Annotated in this window: 3 protein-coding genes and 2 pseudogenes; 2 read left to right on the top strand and 3 right to left on the bottom strand. The window is 62.5% G+C overall.

The annotated features are described in order from the left end of the window. Window positions 1-210: 210 nt before the first annotated feature. Complete coding sequence (gene tnpB / locus QZY44_RS35665) at window positions 211-489, top strand: IS66 family insertion sequence element accessory protein TnpB (protein WP_365303513.1); 279 nt, start codon at window positions 211-213, stop codon at window positions 487-489. Between the two features lie 270 nt (window positions 490-759). Beyond that, window positions 760-1,263 (top strand): annotated as a pseudogene (locus QZY44_RS06680) (IS66 family transposase zinc-finger binding domain-containing protein); the annotation flags it as partial. 177 nt (window positions 1,264-1,440) lie between these two features. Here the strand turns inward: QZY44_RS06680 and QZY44_RS06675 are convergent. From QZY44_RS06675 to QZY44_RS06665, 3 genes and pseudogenes are all read right to left on the bottom strand, one after another. After that, complete coding sequence (locus tag QZY44_RS06675; protein ID WP_295443980.1) at window positions 1,441-1,722, bottom strand: hypothetical protein; 282 nt, start codon at window positions 1,720-1,722, stop codon at window positions 1,441-1,443. A 165-nt stretch (window positions 1,723-1,887) separates the two neighbouring features. Beyond that, window positions 1,888-2,622 carry an IS21-like element helper ATPase IstB gene (gene istB, locus QZY44_RS06670; protein WP_295443977.1) on the bottom strand — a complete coding sequence of 245 codons (735 nt, stop codon included), beginning with the start codon at window positions 2,620-2,622 and terminating at the stop codon, window positions 1,888-1,890. A gap of 22 nt (window positions 2,623-2,644) precedes the next feature. Beyond that, window positions 2,645-3,473: pseudogene (locus tag QZY44_RS06665) on the bottom strand (IS21 family transposase); the annotation flags it as partial.

Here is a 3,473-nt window from a genome sequence, read left to right as displayed (position 1 = left end):
GCGGCGAAGTCATCGCTGACGCTGGTTCCTGCGAGTGTTGGCGCATCGAGCATGGGTCACGCCGTTCGCCTGCGCAGTCCGGGCGGCTGGCAGGTCGAGATGCCTGGGGCGAGTATGGCGATGCTGGCGGAACTGCTGAGGCAACTGCCATGATGCCGATAGTGAGCCAGGTCTGGGTGGTGGAAGCGGTCGACATGCGTGCCGGTATCGATGGTCTGTCGCAGCGGATACAGAACACGCTGGGTCGATCCCCCCTGCGACGGAACGGCCTACGCGTTTCGCAATCAGCGCAGCAATCGGATCAAGCTGCTATGTTGGGACGGCAGCGGAGTGTGGCTGTGTCAGCGTCGATTGCATCGCGGCCACTTTGTCTGGCCGACGTCGGCAGACGCGACCTTCACACTGAGTGCTGCGCAGTGGCAGTGGCTGATTACCGGTATCGATTGGCAGCGACTCGAGGCCCCGGCACCGGCGCATTGGCTGGCCTGAAGCTGGGCAACAAACATGCCATTCAAATGATCAATCACAATACCTAGCTCGGCCATATTCAGCGTGTTGTGTGCCCATCGACAAAAGCATAATAGGGCCATGGATTTACACGCTGAACTGGCCCGTTTCAACCCCGACCCCGCCCTCGCGGAATGGCTCACGGGCACCGTTTCGCAACTCATCGATGACGCGCAGAAATTTGCTGCCGAATCGGCGCGGTTGAACGAACAGATCACCCGACGCAATGGCGAACTCCACGCTGCTCAGACCAAGATCCAGGCCCTGGTGCTCGAACTGGCCCACCTGCGCCGGATGCGCTTCGGAGCCCGCAACGAATCCCTTTCGGGTGAAGAGCGCGACCTGTTCCAGGAGACCGTGGCCAGTGACATCGCTGCTGCCGAAGCAAAACTGGCGAAAGAACAGGAAGAGAAACCGGCGACGACGTCAGAGCCGAAACCGCCACGTCCCCGCGCCGGTCGTCAGCCACTGCCGGATCATCTGCCACGTATTGAGCATCGGCACGAACCGGAGTCCTGCACCTGTGGCAAGTGTGGCAGTGTCCTGGTCAAGATCGGTGAGGACATCAGCGAACAGCTGGACGTCGAACCCGCCCGGTTCTTCGTCCATCGCCACATTCGCCCGCAATACGCCTGCCGGCCCTGTGACACGGTTAGCGCGGCGCCGATCCCGCCGGCCGTGATTGATGGCGGCATGGCCGCCACGGGCCTCCTCAGCTGGGTCGCCGTCAGCAAGTATCTCGATCATCTGCGTATTCCAAGCAAACTGGACAGTGATTCCAGACCAAACTGGACACCGATTCCAAGGCAAACTGGACAGGCATTCCACGTCAAACTGGACAGTCGGAGCGTAGCGACGCGGGGTTGATTGGTTTTACTCCAAGTCTTGCCTTTGGGTCAAATTTTGGGGCCGCCGGGTTTTCGATTGTCAGCGTTACTGCGTAACATCGTCATAGCCGAATCTTAGTCGTCCATCATAGTAATCGTCGGCGCCTTTGGGCAGGGTCGCGGCCCTGTCCAGAGTGACCCGTTGCGCGCCAAGCACAAGGCGTTCGATGATGTCTTTTGGCGTTACGCCGTAACAGACCGCCAAGCGTTCAATCGCCCGTTTGGCGTGTAAGTCGATCACCAGATTCAAGCGTTCGCCCTGACCGTCGAGGTCTTTGAGATGTCGGGCCCGGTATGCGGCTTGCCGCTGTGCATTGTTTTTTGCCATGTCAGTTCCTTTAGTGAGTTACGCAGTAACGTACCACGACAGCGTTACTGCGTTACGATTTGCAGAAGTGCAGCGTTATCCACGGCCGCCCGCCAGACGGCGCTCCCCTCAAGCTGGCTGGCTGGCGGGCGGCGGTGGGTAACGCGGTTGGGCGGGACGCGGCGCTCATTGGGGTTTTTCCTTTTTGCGTAGCGATTCACCATCGAGATCGAGGGTGTGCGCCTGATGCACCAGACGGTCGAGAATGGCATCGGCCAGGGTCGGATCACCGATCGAGGCATGCCAGTGCTTCACGCCAAGTTGACTGGTAATAATTGTCGAGCGGGTGCCATGCCGATCATCGAAGATTTCCAGCAAATCCCTGCGGCCCTCGTCGGTCAGTGGCGCCAGCGCCCAGTCATCGATCACCAGCACCTCGGTGCGGGCGAGGCTGCTCAGCGATTTAGCGTAACTGCCATCGCCGCGCCCGATGGCCAGCGCCGGCAAGAGCCGGGGTAGCCGGACATAGAGCACCGAGCGACCCTGCCGGCAGGCCTGATTGGCCAGAGCGCAGGCCAGAAAGGTCTTGCCGACCCCGGTCGGGCCGCAGATCAGGATGTTCTGGTGCGCGCTCACCCAGGCGCCGCTCATCAGTCGGGCGAACAGGGCTCGGTCGAGTCCGCGCGGATGCCGGTAATCCACATCCTCCGGGGTGGCGGCCTGTTTCAGCTTGGCCCGTTTCAGCCGGGTCGCATTCTGCCGCGAATCGCGTTCAGCGCGCTCGCAGTCGACCAGCAAACCGAGGCGCTCCTCGAATGACAACTGCGTGATCGCCGGGGTTTGCGCCTGGCTGGCCAAGGCGCGCGCCATGCCAAAGAGGCGCAGCTGGTGAAGTTGATCGACAGTGGGATGGTTCAGCATGGGTGCGGCTCCTTCGGGTGGGTCAGTGGTAGTAATCGGGGCCGCGGACATTGGTGTGATCCAGGGGCAAGCAGGTCTGGGCCGGCGCGCTCACCCGCTTCTTGTCCAGGCCGTTCTTCAAGATCGATTTGACGCTGCTGTAGGAGGTGGCGCCGATGGCGATGGCCCGTTCGCATGCCCCTTCCAGGCGGCCTTCACCGTGACTCTTGGCGAAGCGCAGGATGCCCAGGCAGGACCGGTAGCCCTGCTGCGGATGCCGGCGCTGGTGCAGGATGCTGTCGACGACCGCGCGGGTATGCGGCCCGACCAGGCCGGCCCAGTCGAGCAGGCGCGGCGCATTCCAGCCCTGGACGGCTTGATGGCCCGGCGTCATGTGGGCATCGACGGTGGTGTGCCGACCGCGGCTGTCGTTGCGCACGTGGCTGGCGATGCGCGTGCCGCGGTGAAACAGCTCGACGGTCGTGGCGGTAAACCGGGCATCGACCTGTTCGCGGGCAAACCGATAGGGGACGGAGTAGTAGTGAAAGAGGACCTCGACGTGATAGTCGATGCCGACCCTGACCACTTTCCATTCGGCATACTCGTAAGGCATGGCCGGCAAAGGCCGCAGGGCGGGACGGTCCAGTTCGACGAAGGCCGATTGGCGGCAGCCGGGCAGCTTCTTGAAGGGCCGGTTATTGAGCCCCGTCATGAGTTCGGCAATGCCGCGGTTGAGCTCGCCCAGACTGAAGAACCGCTGGTGGCGGAGCCGCGCCAGGACCCAGCGCTCCACCAGAAGCACGCCGGCCTCGGCCTTGGCTTTGTCTTTCGGGCGATAGGGTCGGGCCGGAAGAACAGCCGTGCCGTAATGG

Origin of the sequence: uncultured Thiodictyon sp., assembly GCA_903837595.1 — a bacterium.
In the GTDB taxonomy this organism is placed as follows: Bacteria; Pseudomonadota; Gammaproteobacteria; order Chromatiales; family Chromatiaceae; genus Thiodictyon.
This window is presented reverse-complemented; position numbering and strand designations above follow the sequence as displayed.

What these genes read in the sequence shown, in the direction of transcription:
- istB (WP_295443977.1), bottom strand. Translation starts at nt 2,622, where the DNA reads ATGCTGAACCATCCCACTGTCGATCAACTTCACCAGCTGCGCCTCTTT.
- tnpB (WP_365303513.1), top strand. Translation starts at nt 211, where the DNA reads ATGGTCTGTCGCAGCGGATACAGAACACGCTGGGTCGATCCCCCCTGC.
- QZY44_RS06675 (WP_295443980.1), bottom strand. Translation starts at nt 1,722, where the DNA reads ATGGCAAAAAACAATGCACAGCGGCAAGCCGCATACCGGGCCCGACAT.